We start from the raw sequence: 20,815 nt of genomic DNA, 5'->3' as shown, positions 1-20,815 counted from the left end.
CGTCAAAGTGACGAGCGAGCGATGACCCCAAGAGCCATCTGTTCCAGCAATGCGTTCATCTGCACGAAGGAGGCGAAGCGCTTGTCGGCGGTCTGACCGTGGTAGTAGCGGTAATAGATCTGCTGAACGATTCCGGCGAGGCGGAACAGGCCGTAGATGTAATAGAAGTCGAAGCACTCGATCTCGATGCCGGCGCGTTGCGCGTAGTAATCGACGAAGGCCTGGCGAGTCAGCATGCCGGGGGCATTGCTCGGCTGGCGGCGCATCATCTGCACGGCGGGCGGGTCGTCTGCCTCGATCCAGTAGGCGAGGGTGTTGCCCAGATCCATCAGCGGGTCGCCCAGGGTGGTGAGTTCCCAGTCGAGCACGCCGATGATGCGCATGGGATCCTGCGGATCGAGAATCACATTGTCGAAGCGATAGTCGTTGTGCACGATTGCCGGTTGCGGGTGGTCGGCCGGCATCTTCTCCTGCAACCAGCGCCTGACCTCTTGCCAGAGCGGTGCGTCGGGTGTCAGGGCGTTATCGTAGCGCTCGCTCCAGCCACTGATCTGCCGCGCCACGTAGCCGTCCGGCTTGCCGAGATCGGCCAGGCCGCAGGCGGCATAATCGACCTGATGGAGTTCCACGAGACGGTCGATGAAGCTCTCGCACAGGGTGGTGGTCTGCGCAGGCGTGAACTGCAGCTCGGCAGGCAGATCGGCGCGCAGGATGATGCCCTCGACCCGCTCCATGACGTAGAACTCGGCGCCGATGACCGACGGATCGGTGCAGTGCACGAAGGCTTGTGGGCAATAGGGGAAGGCGTCACGGAGCCTGTTGAGAATGCGGAATTCGCGGCCCATGTCATGGGCCGACTTCGCCTTGCTGCCAAACGGCGGGCGACGCAGCACCAGTTCCCGATCGGCATAGCGCAGCAGGTAGGTCAGGTTCGAGGCGCCGCCGGGAAACTGGCTGATTTGCGGTGTGCCGCTCAAACCATGCATATGCGCCTTGAGATAGACGTCGATGGCAGTGGCGTCGAGTTCCTCGCCCTGGCGAATGGCACTGGATCGGTCGGTGAGTGTCATCCCTATCCCTTTCTAGTTGTCGTTGGCGGTGATGATCTGGCCAATCTAATCAGCCCGGCCCGGGGCCACAAGCACATCACCGGCTTATCGATATGGCTGTTGGTAGCGGATCAAGGCCGCTGATGCGTCCCTGGCAGACGAAAAAAAACCGGAATCGCAAGACTCCGGTTTTGGCTGCCGAACCTGTCGCTGCGGTCTCAGACCGGGAACAGTTCGCTCAGCTTGAGCGCCAGCATCATGTCGCCCTCGGCGCGCAGCTTGCCGGCCATGAATGCTTGCATGCCGTCGGTTTCACCGGTGGTGATGCCCTTGAAGGTTTCCTTGTCCATGATCAGCGTGACGTTGGCGTCCGGGCTGTCGCCCTGTTTGACGTCGCAGGTGCCGTCCTTGACGATCAGGTAGTGGTTGTCGGCATCTTCGATATTGAACTGGAAGACCAGGTCCAGGCCTTCGGCGGCGCTGGGGTTGAACTTGGCCTGCATGGTTTGGACGATGTCTGCGACGCTCATGGTGGTTTCCTTTGTTTTCGGGGTGTTCTGCACCCTCGCGGGTACGTTGACCGAAGCTCAGCGATAGGTGATGAGCGACGGTGTATTCAACAGCTGCAAATGGGCGTGGCTGTTGAACGAAGCCAGGGTCACCCGCTCGCCCTGAAACTTCAGGCAGCTTAGCGAGGTGTTGACGATTTGCCAGTTCATCGCGAAGGCACTGGCGACCGGCATGCCGGTCAGCAGGTGCAGCAACGCGGTGATGGTGCCGCCGGAGGTGAACACGGCGATTTTCTCTCTGGATGTTGCACTGCCGAGCAGGCGCTGCAAGCCGCCGTCCACCTGGTCGACGAAAGCCTGCCAGCTTTGCAGCGCCGGGGCGTCGTAATCGCCACCTATCCAGGTTTCCAGCAGCCGCACGAACAGGCGCTGGAATTCGGCGCGGTTGTGCGCGGCGTCACGCATGATCTCGACGGCCTTCGGCTCATGGGGTAGCAGTGCCGGGAGCAGGGCGCGGATAACGCCCTCGGCATCGAATTCATTGAATGCCGGATCGGTTTCCAGCGCAGGAGCCTGCTCCAGTTGTTCGAGTACCAACCGCCCGGTGTGGGACTGGCGCAGCAGGCTGCCGCTGATCGCCCGATCAAGGCGTAGCCCGGTTTGCGCCAGGTGGCTGCCAAGCAGGCTGGACTGCTGCGCGCCCAAGGGCGAGAGAACGTCGTAATCCTCTGCACCGAACGAAGCCTGGCCATGTCGAATCAGGTAGATGCTGCCCACGTCCGCTGCAACCCGGGAACCTTGAATGTTTGCCGAGGGTAGGAGGGTGGCCCGAGGCTGTCAACGAAAATTCATACGTTTGTTTGAATTCGTATGGCATGCATCCGCTGAAAGCCGCGAAGCTGTCTGGCCGTGCCCAGGTGGCGCCGGTATGCTTGGGTAACGCAAGGTCTCTATGAGAGGCCATCGATTGGATAGAGGGGAAGTGTGTGGAGTTTCTTGCTGATTACGCAGGGTTTCTGGCCAAGACGGTCACGCTGGTGGTGGCCTTCATCGTCGTACTGGTCGCCCTCGTCGCAGTGCGCAGCCGTGGTCGCCGTGGTGGTGGCCAACTGCAGGTGGTCAAACTCAACGATTTCTACAAGGCACTGCGTCAGCGCCTGGAGCAGTCGATCCTGGACAAGGATCAACTCAAGGCCCTGAGCAAGGAGGAAGCCAAGTCGGCCAAACTTGCCAAGAAGAAGCCGCAGCAGAAGTCCCGGGTTTACGTGTTGGATTTCGATGGCGACATCAAAGCCTCGGCGACCGACGGCCTGCGGCACGAAATCACCGCGCTGCTGAGCCTGGCCACGCCTCAGGATGAGGTCGTGCTGCGCCTGGAAAGTGGCGGCGGCATGGTACACAGCTACGGGCTGGCATCCTCGCAGCTGGCGCGTATCCGCCAGGCCGGCGTGCCGCTGACGGTGTGCATCGACAAGGTCGCGGCCAGCGGCGGCTACATGATGGCCTGCATTGGCGAGAAGATCATTTCCGCACCCTTCGCCATCCTCGGTTCCATCGGCGTGGTCGCCCAGTTGCCGAACGTCAATCGCCTGCTGAAGAAGCACGATATCGACTTCGAGGTGCTGACCGCTGGCGAATACAAGCGCACCCTCACGGTGTTCGGCGAAAATACCGAAAAGGGCCGGGAGAAGTTTCAGGAAGACCTGGAAACCACCCACGAGCTGTTCAAGAACTTCGTCGCTCGCTACCGCCCACAGCTGGAGATCGATGAAATTGCCACCGGCGAAGTCTGGCTGGGCATGGCTGCACTGGAGAAACAGCTGGTCGATGAGCTGAAAACCAGTGACGAGTACCTGGCCGAGCGTGCCCGCGACGCCGATCTGTTCCAACTGCACTTCGTGCAGAAGAAATCCCTGCAGGAGCGTGTCGGTCTGGCTGCCAGCGTGGCGCTGGATCGCTTTGCACTGACCTGGCTAGGCCGTCTCGGTCAGCAACGCTTCTGGTAACCGCTACGTTCCGCCAAGGCGGATGAAGGAGGTTTGGATGACGAGTTTTTTCGCTCTACAGGCAGCCCCGGATGCAAGTGGCACCTTCGCCCAGCAGGTGGTCGAGCGCGATGTCGCCGACTTGCCGGCGGGCGAGCTGCTGATCCGCGTTCAGTACTCTTCTCTCAACTTCAAGGACGCGCTCTCGGCCAGTGGGCAGCGGGGTGTCAGCCGTCATTACCCGCATACCCCGGGCATCGATGCGGCGGGTGTGGTGGAGCATTCCAGCGCCGCGGAATTCAACGAGGGCGACGAGGTGATCGTCACCGGCTACGACCTCGGCATGAATACCGCTGGCGGTTTTGGCCAATACATCCGTATTCCCGCCGGCTGGGCGATCAAGCGGCCCCAGGGGCTGTCACTGCGTGAATCGATGATTCTCGGTACCGCAGGCCTGACTGCCGCCCTGTGCGTCGACAAGCTGGAACGTGCCGGTCTAGCCCCGGACGACGGTCCGGTGCTGGTGACTGGCGCTACGGGCGGTGTGGGCAGCATCGCGGTGATGTTGCTGAGCAAGCTGGGCTATCAGGTGACGGCGGCGACCGGCAAGGCGCAGGAAAGCGAACTGCTGACCCGCCTCGGTGCCACCCAGGTGATTCCGCGTCTCGAGCTGCAGGCAGGCTCCGATCGACCGCTGCTGCGCGAACAATGGAGCGGTGCGGTGGATACGGTCGGGGGCGACATCCTCTTCAACGTTCTCAAGGCCACCCAGTACGGCGGCAGCGTCGCTTGCTGCGGGCTGACTGCGGGCGTCGAATTTCAGGCCAGCGTGCTGCCCTTCATCCTGCGTGGTGTGAATCTGCTGGGCGTCGACTCGGTCGAGCTGCCACTGGTGGTCAAGGCATCGATGTGGGACAAGCTGTCGCTGCAGTGGAAACTGCCGAACCTCGATGATCTGGTCAGCGAAGTGGGGTTGGCGCAGTTGCCCGAGGCGATCGAGCGAATTCTGCAAGGTGGTCAGGTCGGGCGGATACTGGTCAGGCTGGACTGACGTCAGCGGCTTTGTGAACGAAGCGCCCGGTATCGCCGGGCGTTTTCATGTCAACTGCCCTGTGGCGGGTTGCGTCGATCCGCGCCGCGGATCAGGGCAAAAAAAGCCCGGCGGGTGCCGGGCTAGATGGTGCGGGTATCAGACTTGCGGTGGGTTGGTCTCGCGGGATGGATGGCGGTGCTGGGCGATACCGGCGATCAGTTGATCGATGAGCGTCTGATCCGCACTGCTGCCGTCGTAGACCCCGGCAGGCGCGCTCTGCAGCGGCACATCGGCTTTCTCGAGCAACTGAGTGCCGGCACCGATGGCGAGAATGCTCTTGCCGTGGCGGAAGCTGTCACGCACGAACTCCAGCGCGCGCCCATCCGCTTGCAATGCGGTGCTGGCATCCTGGCCATCGGGTACCACCAGCGCATCGAAGAGCGGTGCCGGCTGGTTTTCCAGCGAGCAGTCGGCTTCGATGACACTGCCGTCAGCGGCGTTGAACGGACCTACCCGTGGGCCAACCAGGCGTACCACCGCGCCTTCGGCCTGCAGGGCGCTAGACACCGCATGCAGTGAAGTGGCGTCTACACCGGCAGCCAGAAGAATCGCCACCTGGCGGGTACGAATGCTGCCATCGCCTGGTCGTGCCAGCAGCGACAGGGCAGGAGAGTCCTCTATTTCAGCCGCTATGGGCTGCGGGTTGGCCTTTGGCAACGGCTCCGGCAATGGCATGCCGAGACCATCGGCGACGCCCTGGGCCAGGGTTTCCGAGATATTGCGCAGCATCGCCAGGGTACGGTTACGAATACCAGGCACAGTCACCTTGCTCAATTCGAAGCGCAGCGCATCGATGATGTGCTGTTGCTCGTGGTCCGCCTGGCTGTTGAAGAACAGGCTGGCCTGGTTGTAGTGCTCGGCGAACTTCTCTGGCTTGCCACGCACTTCGTCACCCTGAATCGGCTCGGGGAAGGGGACGAAGCCCATCTCGCCGTTCTGGAACGGGCAGCCACCCGCCAGGGAGTTCGGCTCGTAGGCCACCCGACCACGGTGGATGGTCTGCCGATGCATGCCGTCGCGTTGATTGTTGTGTACCGGCACAACCGGGGCATTGATCGGCAACTCCTGGAAGTTGGCACCACCCAGGCGAGTGATCTGGGTATCCACGTAGGAGTGGATGCGCCCGGCCAGCAGCGGGTCGTTGCTGAAGTCGATGCCTGGCACCACATGTGCGGTACAGAAGGCCACCTGCTCGGTTTCAGCGAAGAAATTGTCCGGGTTGCGGTTCAGTACCATGCGACCGATCGGGCGCACGGGTACCAGTTCCTCGGGAATCAGCTTGGTCGAGTCGAGAATGTCGAAACTGAAGGATTCCGCCTCGGCCTCGGAGATGACCTGTACGCCCAGCTCCCATTCCGGGTACTCGCCGGCCTCGATGGCTTCCCAGAGATCGCGGCGGTGGAAGTCCGGGTCGGCGCCGGAAATCTTCACCGCCTCGTCCCACACGTGGGAGTGGGTGCCGAGCTTCGGGCTCCAGTGGAATTTGACGAAGTGCGATTCCCCTGCGGCGTTGACGAAACGGAAGCTGTGCACGCCAAAGCCCTGCATCATCCGGTAGCTACGCGGGATGCCGCGATCGGACATGACCCACATGATCATGTGCGCCGACTCCGGCATCAGCGAGATGAAATCCCAGAAAGTGTCATGGGCCGACGCTGCCTGCGGCATGCCGTGGTGGGGTTCGGGTTTGACCGCATGGACCAGGTCGGGAAACTTCATCGCGTCCTGAATGAAGAACACCGGGATGTTGTTGCCCACCAGATCCCAGTTGCCCTGGTCGGTGTAGAACTTCACCGCGAAACCACGGGCATCACGGGCGGTGTCCTTGGAGCCACGCTCGCCGGCCACGGTGGAGAAACGCACGAAGACCGGAGTCTGCTTGCCGGCTTCGGCGAACAGCGAGGCGCAGGTCAGGTCCTGCAGCGAATCGTAGCTCTCGAAGTAGCCGTGGGCTGCCGAGCCGCGAGCGTGGACGATGCGCTCCGGAATCCGCTCATGGTCGAAATGGGTGATCTTCTCGCGGAGGATGAAGTCCTTGAGCAGCGCCGGGCCACGCAGCCCCGCCTTGAGCGAGCTCTGATTGTCCGCGATGGGCACGCCGAGGTTGGTGGTCATGCCCTGGCCGCCGCTGTCGGCACGGACTCTCGGTAAATGGCCACTGGCGGCATTGACGCCCTGTTCGGGCGCGTCACCGGTCTTCTCGTTGGTATTGGTCTCGCTGACGGTGCTGGCGCCCACGCTGAAGGGGCAGCCGACCGCAGCACCCTGGCGGGGCTTGCTGGAGGCCTCACCGTATTCATCGGCCTTGTTGGCGTTGTGCGGCATGGCATCGACGGTTTCGCCGGTGGCACGCTTCTGTTCGATGACTGCCTTGCCGGTTCCGGCAGGCGGCGCCGCAGCGGCGGCGCTATCGCTTTTCAGATAGGCGCTGTCGGCGGCGGAGGATTTCGGGGTGGAGGTTTTGCGCGAAGCCATTTGCTTTATCCTCATCAGGGCTGCCACGCATCGGTTGTGCGCAGCTAATTGCAGACAAGGGCGGCCGAGCGATTTGTAGTAGTTGCTCTGGCTCGACGCCCATGGCCTTGGTAGGCCTATGGGTACGAATGACCTGACGCGAGTTAGGTTCAGGGTAAAGTCCTCAACGGTCACCGGCCTTGTGCCACCTTGGAGAGGATGCAACGATGCCCCCCGCACGATTATTCACCGATACAGGAAATACCATGGATACGATGGCGGTTACGATCGAGGACTGGGATGGCGACGGTGCCATACGGCTGCCCGATGAGGCGTTGCAGGAACTTGGCGTCGACGTGGGTGACAGGCTCTATCTTCTGGAGACCCTGGTGGGCAACCAGAAAGCCTTCATCCTCTCCAGGCAACCACAGATTCCCGAACGAATCGATGAGCTTGCCGAGCAGTTCGGCAAGCTGGATCGGTAGGGCGGACAGCGCACAGAAAAAAGCCCCGCCGATTGGCGGGGCTCCTGGTTTCAGGCGCGGCGCCTGAACAGAGGTACCGGCTGGTCGCTGGAGGCCTGATAGACCTCGGCGAACTCCTCGAAGGCTTTCAGCGCGTCTTCGGGGTCCTTGTCTTCGCGCAGGGCGAAGGCATCGAAGCCACAGCGCTTGAGCGCCCACAACTGGTCACGCAGCACATCGCCGATGGCGCGCAGCTCACCCTTGAAGCCGTAGCGGGTGCGTAACAGGTAGGCGGAGGAGGAGTGGCGACCATCGGTGAAGGCCGGGAAGTTCAGCGCGATGAGCTGAAAATCGTCCAGCGCGTCGACGATGGACTCGATCTCTTCCTCGGCATCCAGCCACACGCCCAAGCCGCCGTCGCGCGCTTTGAGCGCGTTGCCATGCTCCAGCCAGAGTGCCAGCGGGACGATCAGGTCGTCGCAGTTGGACAGCTCTTCGAAGGTGGTTTCCTTCGGCAGCAGGTGCCAGCTTTCGTCGACGATCTGGCCGTTCTTAATGATTCGCTGCATATACGCGCTCCTTGAACGGGGCGACACCGATACGGCGGAAGGTGTCGAGGAAACTCTCTTCTTCGGTACGTTGTTCGACGTAGACGTTGACGATCTTGTCGATCACGTCCGGCATGTCGTCCTGAGCGAAGGACGGGCCGAGGATCTGCGCCAGGCTGGCGTCACGCCCGGCGCTGCCGCCGAGCGACACCTGGTAGAACTCCTGGCCTTTCTTGTCCACGCCGAGAATGCCGATGTGGCCCACGTGGTGGTGGCCGCAGGCATTCATGCAACCGGAGATGTTCAGGTCGATGTTGCCGATGTCGAACAGGTAGTCGAGGTTGTCGAAGCGCCGCTGGATGGCTTCGGCGACCGGAATCGACTTGGCGTTGGCCAGGGAGCAGAAGTCGCCACCCGGGCAGCAGATGATATCGGTCAGCAGGCCCACGTTCGGCGTGGCGAAACCCTGCTCGCGCAGCTCGCCCCACAGGGTGAACAACTGCTCCTGCTCGACGTCCGCGAGAATGATGTTCTGGTTGTGGCTGTTGCGCACCTCACCGAAGCTGTAACGGTCAGCCAGCTCGGCGATGGCCTCGAGCTGCTTGTCGGTCACGTCGCCCGGCGCTACGCCAGTCGGCTTGAGCGACAGCGTCACGGCGACGTAACCCGGCCTCTTGTGGGCGAAGGTGTTGCGCTCGCGCCAGCGGGCGAAGCCTGGATGCTCGGCGTCATGGCCAGCGAGGAGGGCGTCCTGATCCTGCAGCGCCTTGTAGGCCGGGTCGACGAAGTGAGCGGCGACGCGCGCCACCTCTGCATCGGTCAGGGTGGTCGGGCCGTCCTTGAGGTGCGCCCACTCGGCGTTCACGCGTTCGGCGAACACTTCGGGGGTCAGCGCCTTGACCAGGATCTTGATGCGCGCCTTGTACTTGTTGTCACGACGGCCATAGCGGTTGTACACACGCAGGATGGCGTCGAGATAGGAGAGCAAATGCTTCCACGGCAGGAATTCGTTGATGAAGCTGCCAACGATAGGGGTACGTCCGAGACCGCCGCCCACTGCTACGCGGAAGCCCAGCTCACCGGCTTCGTTGTTCACCGCTTCCAGGCCGATGTCGTGCACTTCGATGGCCGCACGGTCACTGGTCGAGCCATTGACGGCAATCTTGAACTTGCGTGGCAGATGGCTGAACTCGGGATGGAACGTCGACCACTGACGGATGATCTCGCACCAGGGGCGTGGATCGATCAGTTCGTCCTTGGCAACACCGGCGAACTGGTCGGTGGTGGTGTTACGGATGCAGTTGCCGCTGGTCTGGATCGCGTGCATCTGCACGGTAGCCAGTTCGGCGAGAATTTCAGGCACGTCTTCCAGCTCCGGCCAGTTGAACTGGACGTTCTGACGGGTGCTGATGTGGGCATAGCCCTTGTCGTAATCGCGGGCGATCTGTGCCAGCTTGCGCACCTGCGTGGAAGACAGCAGGCCGTAGGGGACGGCGACGCGCAGCATGGGCGCGAAACGCTGAATGTACAGACCGTTCTGCAAGCGCAACGGACGGAATTCTTCACCGCTCAGTTCGCCACTGAGATACCGGCGGGTTTGATCGCGGAACTGCTTGACGCGGTCCTCGACGATTTGTTGGTCGTACTGGTCGTATACGTACATGGAGAATCCTGTTATCAGGCTGCTTGCCAGATCGGTGAAAGGCTACTGCGCGCAGCTGTGCGGTATTGGAATCGGCGTCGCGACGGTTAACCGTCCGTTTACTGATTCCGTTCCTGGCTAGCCGTCGCTCGCAACGTTCTCGATGACCTGTTACAGCAAATCTGCGCGCACGGCCGCGCACTCCAGGCGGAGCCGGGGGAAGATACCAGTTCAGGTTTATGCGCAAAAGTGACGTTTTAATATATGAAAAGAACTTTTGGTACTAAGCAACAGTGCATGCATAACTGCACGGGGCGAGCCAGCACCGGGGCCGGGCCGAATCGCTCGCCCTGGTCGGGCGCCACTCGGGAATGGTTCGCAATAGCCCGATAAAACAAGCGCTTGCAGATCTGGCGAACAGACTGTCCGGTGACCCCGAGCAGCATGTCCATCGCCTGGGAGTCAGCAGATGCTGGCAACCGATGATCGGGTGGATGCCGATTCGATCATACGCCGACCCTGGCTTGAAGATAGTGCGCTGATCTCCGGTTAGACGGCCGGCATGCAACGTTAAGATGAAACGCCGCGGATCATCGGGCTGTCGCAGCTATCAAGTGGATATCAACGTCTTCGTTCATTCGGTCAGAGGGGTTACATGCAAACGCTTTCGCAGCCCACCAGTTTTCTGCAGGCCTGGCTCACTCAGGTGCGGGCATCGCCCTGGGTCGCCGCCGGGCTCGCGGTTGCCCTGCTGGTCGTGCTCTGGTTACTGATAAGCAGCCTTTTCAACGTATACGAAGACGGGCACCCCGAGCGTGTGCGTCATGCGCTATACGGTGGCGGAGCTGGCTTCGCCGCCACCGCCCTGGGGGCGTTGGCGGCGCTGGCGCTTGGCACCATCAGCGTAAGAACCCAGGACAGCCTGCTTGGCTTCGCCGCGGGCATGATGCTCGCCGCCAGTTCCTTCTCGCTGATCATCCCGGGCCTGGAGGCTGCCGAAAGCATCACCGGCAGCGGCATGCTCGGCGCCGCCACCGTGGTGGTCGGCTTGGCCCTTGGTGTCCTGCTGATGCTGGGCCTCGATCACTTCACCCCGCACGAGCACGAGAGTACCGGGCCGCTCGGGCCGCAGAGCGAACGCTTGAACCGCGTATGGCTATTCGTCTTCGCCATCACCTTGCACAACCTGCCGGAAGGTATGGCGGTTGGTGTCGGTTTCGCCGGCGACGACATGAAAGTGGGGATTCCTCTGGCCACCGCCATTGCCATTCAGGATATTCCCGAAGGCCTTGCGGTCGCCCTGGCGCTGCGTACCACCGGCCTGTCGGCCTGGCAGGCGGCGCTGATCGCGGCGGCCAGTGGACTGATGGAGCCACTGGGGGCTCTGGTTGGCGTTGGCATGTCCAGCAGCTATGCGCTCGCCTATCCGATCGGCCTGGGGCTGGCTGCCGGGGCCATGCTGTTCGTGGTGTCCCATGAAATCATCCCGGAAACCCATCGCAACGGTCATCAGACGCCTGCGACACTCGGATTGATGGGCGGATTTGCTGTGATGATGTTCCTGGATACGGCACTGGGCTGATTGGCGTTTCTGCGCACCTGATGCACACTGCAGCCGAGCGGTCGGATAGGGGGGCGCGTGTGCGGATAAGTGATGTGAGGGCGTGCTGTCTCCGGGCTGGCTGCGCACTCCTGGTTGTCGGTGCGCTATGGGGTGCAGGCAGCGTGCAAGCCGAGCCGTTGAATATCTATGTCGGTCAGGGGCAGATGCCATTCGCCGATGGCGTGGCCGACCGAGCGGGGCTGTTTGGCGATCTGATGCGGGAATTGTGCGCTCGTACCGAGCAACAATGCGTTTTTCGCAGCGTACCCTGGCGCCGGGTGTTGAGCGAGGCGAGCGACGATGAGCACGGCATCGTGCTGAACCTCGGGCGTACTGCCGAGCGTGAGGGCGATTTCGCCTGGCTGCTCGATGTGCTGCCCACTCCCTACGTGCTGGCCAGCGTCGATCACCCTTACAACAGCCTGGCCGAGGCGCTGAAGGCTGGCCCGGTAGCGGTCATGGGGGGGACACCCAGAGCCAACGATATCAATGCCATTCGTACCTCGGGGCAGCGGGTCGTCGAAGTCACCGATCCACAGCAGGCTGCTCAGCTGCTGCACAGCGGCCGGGTGGTCGCCTGGTTCGAGATCGACCTGCGTGCGCTGTATCTGTGGCGTGAGTTGGGGTACGAGGCGCCGCTGTTATTCGGCAAGCCACTCAGCCAGACGCGCAGCCATATCGCCGCCAGCCTCAGGTTCGATGGCGCGCAAGCCTTGCGCCAGAGAATGAGCGACGCCTTCGCGCAAATGCGCAGCGACGGCAGTTGGCAGCGCATATTGGCGAGCTATCTGGGCCTGGAAAAGTCACAGACTTTGCTGTCGGACGGCTGGTGAGTCATGCTATCGCCCTGAAAACACCGCGTGGAGCGCCTGATGAAGTTCATACACCAGCGCGAGCACCTCAACGAAGACGATCTGGTCGTCATCGAATGCTCGCAACCCTGCAATATCCGCCTGATGAGCGACGCGAATTTTCGCAGCTTCAAGAATGGTGGCCGGCATACCTATCACGGCGGGGCTTTCGATAAATTCCCTGCAAAGATCACCGTGCCCAGCAGTGGTTTCTGGAATATCACCATCGATACCGTGACCCGCAAGGCGATCAGCGTCACCCGCAAGCCGACGCTGAAGCATTCCATCAAGATCGTGCGCCGCTCTTCTTCCGATCTGTCCTGATACCGCCAGGTCTCGCCATGCAGCCTGGCGGCGAGGCCCTAAATCACGCTGGTATTGAAGCCTTCCTCGATAAGCAGTTCACCCGTGGCGGGCGTGAAGCTGCAGATAACTTCCAGCCCGAGATAATCGGCCGACTCGTGAGCGTCCTCTTCGAGGCAGCGGATCTGGATCCACAGTTGGTAGTCACCGTCATCGCGATAGCCTTCGAACGTTTGCGAGCCAATGTAGTACTGGCCCGATAGACGGCTGCGGCTGGGGAATTGCTCCTCATCGCCAAAGCACTGCCGAGGGTCGTTGACGAACGCATTGATACGCTCGTCCAGGCTGGCGTGAATCCGCTCCAGCAGCGGCTCGAAAGCCCGCTGGCTGGCCTCGCCATCATCGCCGAGGTAGTCGGTCACGTGGCGTGCGTAGTCGGGAGCCCAGTGCGGCGGGTCGATGCGGGTCATCTTCAGCACGTGGGCTTCTCCTTGAGGGTGGGCTGCTACTCGTCGTCGCTGCTGGCTGCGGTCGCGGCAAAACAGCGGAGCTGATGATCACCCAGCGTCCAGCTGTCATTGGCAGAGCGATACTCGGCCTCCATCACTGCGTTATAGCTGAACTGCCAGCGTTTGCGCTCACGACCGTCCTGCACCTCGATGGTCAGGACGGTGGCTTCGCTGGCGAACGGCTGATCGGCTTCGGCGGCAGCCTCGGCCTGGTCGAGCAACCTGTCGTCGAGCTGGAAGTCGAAGACATGCAGGCCGTCGATCTCCAGCATGTCGGCGGTTTCCAGCTGGTCGAGCAGGTAAGGTTGATCACTCATTCGTCGTATCCCAGGTTGGGTGCCAGCCAGCGTTCGCTGACGGTAATGTCCTGATTCTTGCGCTCGCTGTACTGCTCGATCTGGTCCTTGTCGACCTTGCCGACGGCAAAGTACTGGGCCTCCGGGTGGGCGAAGTACCAACCGCTGACAGCCGCTGCAGGGAACATGGCGTAGTGCTCGGTGAGGAACACGCCGCTGCGGCCCGCCTTGTGGTAGTCGGCCTCCGGGTCGAGCAGGTTGAACAGGGTTCGTTTCTCGGTGTGATCCGGGCAAGCCGGGTAACCGGGGGCAGGGCGGATGCCCTTGTAGGCTTCCTTGATCAGATCGTCGTTGCTCAGGTGCTCATCCGGCTGATAGCCCCAGTGCTCCCTGCGCACGCATTCGTGCAGCCATTCGGCGCAGGCTTCGGCGAGGCGGTCGGCCAGCGCCTTGACCATGATCGAGTTGTAATCGTCGCCGTTGGCCTCGTAGGCCTTGGCCACTTCCTCGGCACCGATGCCCGCGGTGGTGATGAAGCCGCCGACGTAGTCGCTGATGCCGCTGTCCTTCGGCGCGACGAAGTCGGCCAGGGACAGGTTCGGCTTGCCGTCGGGCTTGATGGTCTGTTGGCGCAGGTGGTGCAGGGTGGCAAGCGGCTGGCCGTCGTCGCCATAGACTTCGATGTCGTCGTCGCGTACCTGGTTGGCCGGCCAGAAGCCGAATACGGCGCGGGCCTTGATCAGCTTCTCGTCGATCAGCTTCCTGAGAATCACCTTGGCGTCATTGAACAGGCTGGTGGCCGCTTCGCCGACCACCTCGTCGGTGAGGATGCGCGGGTACTTGCCGGCCAAGTCCCAGGAGATGAAGAAAGGCGTCCAGTCGATGTACTCGGCCAGCACGTTGAGGTCGATGTCATCGAGCACCTTCACGCCGGTAAAGCTCGGCTTCGGCGCGGTGTAACCGGCCCAGTCGAACGTTGGCTTGTTGGCGATGGCCTTGTCGTAACTCAGGCGCTCGGTGCGCGAGGCACGGGCCGAGGTGCGTTCGCGCACCACCACGTAATCGTCGCGAGTGCGCTGCACGAAGTCGGGCTTGAGTTCCTTGGACAGCAACTGAGTCGCCACGCCCACGGCGCGTGAGGCGTCGGTGACGTAGACGACCGCATCGTTGCTGTACTGCGGGTCGATCTTCACCGCGGTGTGCGCTTTCGAGGTAGTTGCGCCGCCGATCATCAGGGGCAGGGTGAAGCCCTGGCGCTGCATTTCCTTGGCGACGTGCACCATTTCGTCCAGCGACGGGGTGATCAGGCCGGACAGGCCGATGATGTCGCACTTCTCGGCGATGGCGGTCTGCAGGATCTTCTCTGCCGGCACCATCACGCCAAGGTCGACGATGTCGTAGCCGTTGCAGCCGAGCACCACGCCGACGATGTTCTTGCCGATGTCATGCACGTCGCCCTTTACCGTGGCCATGAGAATCTTGCCCTTGGCTTCCGGCTTGTCGCCTTTCTCGGCTTCGATGAAGGGAATCAGGTGGGCGACGGCCTGTTTCATCACGCGGGCGGACTTCACCACCTGGGGCAGGAACATCTTGCCCGAGCCGAACAGGTCGCCAACGATGTTCATGCCGCTCATCAGCGGCCCTTCGATGACTTCGATCGGCCGCGTGCATTGCTGACGGCACTCCTCGGTGTCTTCGACGATGAACGCGGTGATGCCCTTGACCAGGGCGTGTTCCAGGCGCTTGTCGACCGGCAGCGAACGCCACTCTTCGTTCTCGACTTCCTTGGTCGCGCCACCGCCCCGGTAGTTGTCGGCGATCGCCAGCAGCGCATCGGTGCCCCCTGGGGTGCGGTTGAGCACCACGTCTTCGACCTTGTCGCGCAGCTCTTTGGGAATCTCGTCGTAGATCTCCAGCTGGCCGGCGTTGACGATGCCCATGGTCAGGCCATTCTGGATGGCGTAGTAGAGGAACACCGAGTGGATCGCTTCGCGCACCGGGTTGTTGCCACGGAACGAGAACGACACGTTGGATACCCCGCCCGAACTCAGTGCGTAGGGCAGGTTGTCGCGAATGAAGGCGCAGGCTTCGATGAAGTCCACGGCGTAGTTGTTGTGCTCCTCGATGCCGGTGGCGACCGCGAAGATGTTCGGGTCGAAGATGATGTCTTCCGGCGGGAAGCCCACGTCGTTGACCAGAATGTCGTAGCTGCGCTGGCAGATCTCGCGCTTGCGGGCGGCGGTGTCGGCCTGGCCGACCTCGTCGAAGGCCATCACCACGACGGCAGCGCCATAACGCTTGCACAGCTTGGCGTGGTGCTTGAACTGCTCGACGCCTTCCTTCATGGAGATCGAGTTGACGATGCCCTTGCCCTGGATGCACTTCAGGCCTGCCTCGATCACTTCCCACTTGGACGAGTCGATCATGATCGGCACGCGGGAAATGTCCGGCTCGCCGGCGATCAGGTTGAGGAACCTGACCATGGCCGCCTTGGAATCGAGCATGCCCTCGTCCATGTTGATGTCGATCACCTGGGCGCCGGCTTCCACCTGCTGCAGGGCGACTTCCAGTGCCTCGGTGTAATTCTCTTCACGGATCAGCCGGGCGAACTTGGCCGAACCGGTGATGTTGGTGCGCTCGCCGACGTTCACGAACAGCGACTTGCGGTCGATGGTGAACGGCTCCAGGCCGGACAGACGGCAGGCCTTCGGAATATCCGGGATCGGCCGCGGCGGGTACTTGGCGACCGCCTCGGCAATGGCCTGGATATGCCCAGGCGTGGTGCCGCAGCAACCACCGATGATATTGAGGAAGCCGCTGGCGGCGAACTCTTCGACCACCGCGGCCATTTCCGCGGGGGTCTCGTCGTATTCACCGAACGCGTTGGGCAGACCGGCGTTGGGGTGCGCGGAAACGTGAGTACCAGCCTTGTTCGATAGCTCTTCCAGATAGGGCCGCAGGTCGGCGGCGCCGAGGGCGCAGTTGAGGCCCACGGAAATCGGCTTGGCGTGGGCGACCGAGTTCCAGAACGCCTCGGTGGTCTGCCCGGACAGCGTGCGGCCGGAGGCGTCGGTAATGGTGCCGGAGATCATGATCGGCAGCTCGACGCCATCCTCGTCGAACACCTGTTGTACGGCGAAGATCGCCGCCTTGGCATTGAGGGTGTCGAAGATGGTCTCGATCAGGATCAGGTCGGCGCCGCCCGCGATCAGGCCGCGGGTGGCCTCGGTGTAGTTGTCCACCAGCTCGTCGAAGGTGACGTTGCGGTAGCCCGGATCGTTGACGTCCGGAGAGATCGAGCAGGTGCGGCTGGTAGGGCCCAGTACGCCGGCGACGAAACGCGGGCGATCCGGGGTTTCCAGGGTCTTGGCATCGGCCACCTCGCGGGCCACCCGGGCTCCGGCCAGGTTCAGCTCATAGGCCAGCGACTCCATGCCGTAGTCGGCCTGGGACACCTGGGTGGCGTTGAAGGTGTTGGTTTCGAGGATGTCCGCGCCGGCATCCAGGTAGGCCTTCTCGATGGCCGCGATGATCTGCGGCTGGCTGAGCAGCAGCAGGTCGTTGTTGCCCTTGACGTCGCTCGGCCAGTCGGCGAAGCGCTCGCCGCGGTAATCGGCTTCTTCCAGCTTGTAACTCTGGATCATGGTGCCCATGCCGCCGTCGAGAATCAGGATGCGATTCTTGAGGGCTTGCTGAAGTGCTTGAAAGCGGGCGTTACGATCTGACAAGGGCATGGAAAAGGCTCTGAACGGGAGGCTACGACAAGACCGCAGATGATAACAAACCTTGGCGGATTTTCTGCGCTGCGCGGTTGTGCATGAAATATGCTCATGTTCGCGGGGGCGGACCTGCCATTTTCGCTCGATGCAGGCATAGCGATAGCACAAGCGAGACGGCTAGAATGGCTGGCTATTTTTTTGGATTTGCGACCATGCGCTACCGGCTGCTGTTGAGTGTTTGTCTTGCCTTGATCAGCCCGTTGGCGGTGGCGCAGTCGGTTTCTTATACCCGCGACATCCAGCCGATCTTCACCCAGAACTGCGTGGCCTGTCATGCCTGTTACGACGCGCCGTGCCAGCTCAACCTGGGCAGTGGCGAAGGCGTCGAGCGCGGTGCCAGCAAGGCCACCGTTTATGACGGCACGCGCACCAAGACCCAGGCCACCACACGGCTGTTCATGGACGCCCACGGCGAGCCGGCCTGGCGCCGCAAGGATTTCCACTCGGTACTCGAACAGCAGGGCGGCCAGGCTGCGTTGATGGCGCGCATGCTCGAGCTCGGGCATGCCACGCCTTTACCCGCCAACAGCAAGCTGCCCAAGGACCTGGCCATTGGCATCGACCGGGAAAACCAGTGTCCGTTGCCCGGCGAGTTCGAGGCGTTCGCGGCCAAGAACCCAATGGCCGGCATGCCGTTCGCGGTCACCGGCCTGACCGCGCAGGACTACCAAACGGTGCAGCGCTGGCTGGAGCAGGGCGCGCCGCTCGACGAGCAGGCATTGCAACCCAGTGCAGGCGAAGCGCGGCAGATCGCCGAGTGGGAGCGTTTTCTCAACGCCCCGGGTGACGAGCAGGGCCTGGTCAGCCGCTGGCTGTATGAGCATCTGTTTCTCGCGCACCTGCATTTCAAAGGTGGCGAGCCCGGGCACTTCTTCCAGCTGGTGCGTTCGCGCACGCCCAGCGGCCAGCCGGTGGACATCATCGCCACCCGACGTCCCAATGACGATCCCGGTACCACCGTCCATTACCGCCTGATGCCGATCCAGGGCGTGATCGTCCACAAGACTCACATCACCTACCCGCTGAGCGCCGAGAAGCTGGCCCGGGTCAAATCGCTGTTTTTCGGTAGCGACTGGCAGGTGGGCGTGGTGCCGGGCTACGGGGTGCAGCGCCGCTCCAACCCGTTCGAAACCTTCGAGGCGATTCCGGCTCAGGCGCGTTATCAGTTCATGCTCGATAACGCCGAATACTTCGTGCGCACCTTCATCCGCGGGCCGGTATGCCGTGGGCAGATCGCTACCGACGTGATTCGCGACAACTTCTGGGTGGTCTTCCAGGACCCGCAGCATGATCTGTACATCACCGACCCAGCTTATCGGGGCGAGACGACACCGTTGCTGTCCATGCCTGGCCAGCTCGACCAGATCGGCGACCTGCTGGGCCTGTGGCGCGCCTACCGCAACAAGCGCAACGATTACGAGGCCCTGCGCACCTCCGGCTATGCCGAGGCGCCTGCGCCTGACTGGTCACACATCTGGCGCGGCAACGACAACGCGCTGCTGTCGATCTTCCGTCAGCACGACAGCGCCTCGGTTCGCAAAGGGCTGGTCGGTGAAATTCCGCAGACCCTGTGGTGGATGGATTACCCGCTGCTCGAGCGTACCTACTACCAACTGGTGGTGAATTTCGATGTATTCGGCAATGTCTCGCATCAGGCGCAGACTCGCCTGTACTTCGACCTGATCCGCAACGGAGCGGAGCAGAATTTCCTGCGCCTGATGCCAGCCGACGCGCGTTCCGGGCTGTTCGGCGACTGGTATCAGAAGAGCGGCAAGCTCAAGGCGTGGATGGATTACTACCCGCTGGACCGGAAAACCCCGAGTGGCCTGCCACTCTCCGGCGAGGATCCCAAGCGGCAGTTCGCCGAGCAGTTGCTGCAGCGCTTCGCCGCCCTCAATGCACGGCCTGACCCGATCAATCGCTGTACCGGTCAGCACTGCCATCGCGATGGCCTGCCAGCCGACCTGCAGCAGGCGGAACAGGCACTGAGTCGCCTGGCCTCAAGGCCTGCCTCGCAACTCAAGGTGATCCACCAATTGCCGGAAGCGACCGTGTTGCGTGTCGAGGCTGGCAATGGCCGCCGCGAGGTCTACAGTCTGTTGCGCAACCGCGCGCACAGCAACGTGGCCTTCATGCTTGGCGAGGATCTGCGTTACCAGCCACGCCTGGACACCCTGACCCTCTATCCGGAGGTGATGACCAGCTACCCGAACTTCATGTTCTCGGTGCAGGCCAGTCAGGTGGCGGATTTCGTTGACGCTCTGGAGCAGGTCGACAATTCCGCCAGCTTCGACAAGATGGTCGAGCGCTGGGGCATTCGTCGTACCCATCCGCAGTTCTGGCGGTATTTTCACGACCTGAGCGCGCATATCCGCGAGCACGATCCAGTGGAAGCCGGCGTGCTGGACATGAATCGCTACGAGAACCTCTGACCCCGTGCAGCGCTTGGCGCCGAGCGCTGCAATGCCTGTAAAGCACGGGCCGCATCGCCAGCGCCGTCGCCTCCGAGCTGCACCTGCGCAGCGTGGAATCCGGCGGGCAGCCGTGGCCTGCCGGGCACCTAGGGGCATTTCTCTCGACCTTTCTCAAACCGCTGCGGTCGGACCCTGTGGTGGTCTGATTCCGGGCCACCCGTATCGGTTTCAACGAGAGGGAGAATGGCGGTTCTATGCTGATTTCAGTGCAGGCATTGCGGGCGTTGGCAGCCTGGGTAGTGGTCTTTCACCATGTCATGCAGGTGTTCTTCGATTTCAAGGCAGATAGCTTCTTGGGCTATCTGTTCACCGACAAGGGAGCCGTCGGTGTCGATATCTTCTTCGTCATCAGCGGGCTGGTGATCTACCTCTCTACCCAGGGCAAGAGCATCACCCCCTGGCGCTTCATGCTCAACCGCGCGCTGCGTATCGTCCCGGCGTACTGGCTGTATTCGCTGATCGCAGCCCTGATCATCGCCTTCGCCAACCCGGTGATGCCGACCCAGGCATTCGATATGCAGCACCTGATGATGTCGCTGCTGTTCATCCCCGCAGAAAACCCCGCTGGTTTCGGTCTGTACCCCACGCTCAACGTCGGCTGGACACTGAACTACGAGATGTTCTTCTACCTGCTGTTCGCGCTGGCCTTCATGGTTCCAGAGCGCTTTCGCCTGCTGCTGATCACCAGCACCTTGCTGGTTTTCGGGCTACTGGCGACGCAGCCCTGGGTCAGCGATTTCTACCGCAACAGCATCGTCTACGAGTTTCTCTTCGGCGTGCTGCTGGGCATGGTCTACAACCGCGGCTGGATCCGCCAGGGCTTGTGGCTGCCACTGCTGCTCATCGCCGGCTCGCTGCTGGCCATCTATCACCTGGACAACTCCATGCGCCTGTTGCACTGGGGCGTGCCGAGTGCGCTGATCGTCGCCGCCTGCATCGCCATGGAGCCCTGGTTCAAGGACAATCGCCTGCTGGCGCGAATGGGCGACTGCTCCTACTCGGTGTATCTGCTGCACGTGATCGTGCTGTCGCTGGGCTGGTACCTACAGGCCAGCCTGGATCTCAATCCCTATGTGGTGATCGCCGCGTGCATGCCGCTGATCGCCCTGGCGTCCTGGGGCAGCTACGAGTTGATCGAAAAGCGCTTTTTCGTGCAGGCCAAGGTATGGATCGCCGAACGCACGGGCAGCGGCCGTGTTCAGGCGCTATCCTGAGTAAAATAGTAGGACTTTGTCCGGGGCCGCCATTTGGCGTAC

17 protein-coding genes are annotated in these 20,815 nt (G+C 62.2%); 8 read left to right on the top strand and 9 right to left on the bottom strand.

Annotated features, from left to right (window positions below):
• Positions 1-2: 2 nt before the first annotated feature.
• The 3 genes from QRN22_RS04875 to QRN22_RS04865 form a co-directional block, all read right to left on the bottom strand.
• Positions 3-1,070 carry a phosphotransferase family protein gene (locus tag QRN22_RS04875; protein WP_042552595.1) on the bottom strand — a complete coding sequence of 356 codons (1,068 nt, stop codon included), beginning with the start codon at positions 1,068-1,070 and terminating at the stop codon, positions 3-5.
• A 197-nt stretch (positions 1,071-1,267) separates the two neighbouring features.
• Positions 1,268-1,579 (bottom strand): SCP2 sterol-binding domain-containing protein, encoded by a 312-nt coding sequence (locus QRN22_RS04870; RefSeq protein WP_042552596.1) that lies wholly within the window; start codon positions 1,577-1,579, stop codon positions 1,268-1,270.
• Positions 1,580-1,636: 57 nt separating this feature from the next.
• Entirely contained in the window at positions 1,637-2,335 is a 699-nt protein-coding gene (locus QRN22_RS04865; protein WP_042552597.1) for a histidine phosphatase family protein, read from the bottom strand.
• Positions 2,336-2,544: 209 nt separating this feature from the next.
• Here QRN22_RS04865 and sohB point away from each other — a divergent pair, with 209 nt between their 5' ends.
• Positions 2,545-3,564 (top strand): protease SohB, encoded by a 1,020-nt coding sequence (gene sohB, locus QRN22_RS04860; RefSeq protein ID WP_042552598.1) that lies wholly within the window; start codon positions 2,545-2,547, stop codon positions 3,562-3,564.
• A 37-nt stretch (positions 3,565-3,601) separates the two neighbouring features.
• Positions 3,602-4,594 carry a YhdH/YhfP family quinone oxidoreductase gene (locus tag QRN22_RS04855; protein WP_042552599.1) on the top strand — a complete coding sequence of 331 codons (993 nt, stop codon included), beginning with the start codon at positions 3,602-3,604 and terminating at the stop codon, positions 4,592-4,594.
• A gap of 138 nt (positions 4,595-4,732) precedes the next feature.
• Here the strand turns inward: QRN22_RS04855 and QRN22_RS04850 are convergent, their stop codons facing one another.
• A complete protein-coding gene (locus tag QRN22_RS04850) occupies positions 4,733-7,111 on the bottom strand; it encodes a catalase (protein ID WP_042552600.1) in 2,379 nt (792 codons plus the stop codon).
• Between the two features lie 245 nt (positions 7,112-7,356).
• Between QRN22_RS04850 and QRN22_RS04845 the strand changes: the two genes are divergently transcribed.
• Positions 7,357-7,575, top strand: a complete 219-nt coding sequence (locus QRN22_RS04845; protein ID WP_042552601.1) for a hypothetical protein — start codon at positions 7,357-7,359, stop codon at positions 7,573-7,575.
• A 50-nt stretch (positions 7,576-7,625) separates the two neighbouring features.
• Here the strand turns inward: QRN22_RS04845 and QRN22_RS04840 are convergent, their stop codons facing one another.
• Together QRN22_RS04840 and QRN22_RS04835 are read right to left on the bottom strand one after the other, a co-directional pair.
• Entirely contained in the window at positions 7,626-8,123 is a 498-nt protein-coding gene (locus QRN22_RS04840) for a DUF934 domain-containing protein (RefSeq protein ID WP_042552602.1), read from the bottom strand.
• Positions 8,107-9,765 carry a nitrite/sulfite reductase gene (locus QRN22_RS04835; protein ID WP_042552603.1) on the bottom strand — a complete coding sequence of 553 codons (1,659 nt, stop codon included), beginning with the start codon at positions 9,763-9,765 and terminating at the stop codon, positions 8,107-8,109. The genes QRN22_RS04840 and QRN22_RS04835 overlap by 17 nt, the downstream gene beginning before the upstream one ends.
• Positions 9,766-10,399: 634 nt before the next feature.
• On the opposite strand from QRN22_RS04835, the gene QRN22_RS04830 reads away from it, so the two are divergent.
• The 3 genes from QRN22_RS04830 to QRN22_RS04820 all read left to right on the top strand — a co-directional run bounded on the left by QRN22_RS04830 (position 10,400) and on the right by QRN22_RS04820 (position 12,522).
• Positions 10,400-11,326, top strand: coding sequence for a ZIP family metal transporter (locus tag QRN22_RS04830; RefSeq protein WP_042552604.1), 927 nt, complete (start codon positions 10,400-10,402; stop codon positions 11,324-11,326).
• A 143-nt stretch (positions 11,327-11,469) separates the two neighbouring features.
• The gene (locus QRN22_RS04825; RefSeq protein WP_042552605.1) at positions 11,470-12,180 is read left to right on the top strand and encodes a substrate-binding periplasmic protein; all 711 of its coding nucleotides are present in this window, start codon (positions 11,470-11,472) and stop codon (positions 12,178-12,180) included.
• A gap of 39 nt (positions 12,181-12,219) precedes the next feature.
• Entirely contained in the window at positions 12,220-12,522 is a 303-nt protein-coding gene (locus QRN22_RS04820; RefSeq protein WP_042552606.1) for a DUF1883 domain-containing protein, read from the top strand.
• Between the two features lie 38 nt (positions 12,523-12,560).
• On the opposite strand, the gene QRN22_RS04815 is transcribed toward QRN22_RS04820, so the two are convergent.
• The 3 genes from QRN22_RS04815 to metH are packed head-to-tail and all read right to left on the bottom strand — an operon-like array spanning position 12,561 to position 17,040.
• On the bottom strand, positions 12,561-12,980 hold the full coding sequence (locus tag QRN22_RS04815; RefSeq protein ID WP_042552607.1) for a hypothetical protein: 420 nt from the start codon (positions 12,978-12,980) through the stop codon (positions 12,561-12,563).
• Between the two features lie 26 nt (positions 12,981-13,006).
• A complete protein-coding gene (locus QRN22_RS04810) occupies positions 13,007-13,327 on the bottom strand; it encodes a DUF5629 family protein (protein WP_042552608.1) in 321 nt (106 codons plus the stop codon).
• Complete coding sequence (gene metH / locus QRN22_RS04805) at positions 13,324-17,040, bottom strand: methionine synthase (protein WP_156152660.1); 3,717 nt, start codon at positions 17,038-17,040, stop codon at positions 13,324-13,326. The genes QRN22_RS04810 and metH overlap by 4 nt, the downstream gene beginning before the upstream one ends.
• A 197-nt stretch (positions 17,041-17,237) precedes the next feature.
• Between metH and QRN22_RS04800 the strand changes: the two genes are divergently transcribed.
• Entirely contained in the window at positions 17,238-19,517 is a 2,280-nt protein-coding gene (locus tag QRN22_RS04800; protein WP_042552609.1) for a fatty acid cis/trans isomerase, read from the top strand.
• A 236-nt stretch (positions 19,518-19,753) separates the two neighbouring features.
• Complete coding sequence (locus QRN22_RS04795) at positions 19,754-20,773, top strand: acyltransferase family protein (RefSeq protein WP_042552610.1); 1,020 nt, start codon at positions 19,754-19,756, stop codon at positions 20,771-20,773.
• Positions 20,774-20,815: the final 42 nt, after the last annotated feature.

The organism is Pseudomonas sp. MEJ086 (genome assembly GCF_030209025.1).
In the GTDB taxonomy this organism is placed as follows: Bacteria; Pseudomonadota; Gammaproteobacteria; order Pseudomonadales; family Pseudomonadaceae; genus Aquipseudomonas; species Aquipseudomonas fulva_A.
Note: the sequence above shows the minus strand (reverse complement) of the source record. Positions and strands in the feature narration are given on the sequence as shown.